1 protein-coding gene is annotated in these 435 nt (G+C 29.2%); it reads left to right on the top strand.

Annotation, left to right across the window (positions count from 1 at the left end; all coding sequences use genetic code 11):
- Positions 1 to 205: 205 nt before the first annotated feature.
- Positions 206 to 435, top strand: a 230-nt coding sequence (locus E1171_RS00210; protein ID WP_155202985.1) for a hypothetical protein, incomplete at its 3' end; no start/stop codon positions are given.

The following is a 435-nucleotide window of genomic DNA, read 5'->3' on the forward strand; positions in this document are numbered from 1 at the left end:
AAATAAAAAGTTCTTTTAAGAATTAAAGACAAAGAATTTATTGCTTATGTAGAGGGAAATAGAATTATGCTGTTCGAACCATAAATTGATATTGTTTTTCTATTTATTAAAAGGAATGAATTAATTGTGGCAATTTACAATTTGTTTAACGCATATTCACTCTTTGAACTGTTAGTACACTATAATCAAACCGTCTGTAATAATTATGAGAACTAAAATCTACTTTATAATATTTGCAATATTTTTTGCTTGCCAGGGATCTAATGAAAAGTTTAGAAATAATGATGAAATTAATCATTCATCTATGGATCTCAAAGATGATGTTGAAGCCAAAGTCCTATATTCATCATACACAACTGCCGAAAATGGCCTGGTTTATCGCGAAGAGCCCGATTTAAAGGCTTCAGTTATTGGGAAATTCAGATATGGAACTAA

The organism is Xanthovirga aplysinae (assembly GCF_009711365.1).
Lineage (GTDB): Bacteria > Bacteroidota > Bacteroidia > Cytophagales > Cyclobacteriaceae > Xanthovirga > Xanthovirga aplysinae.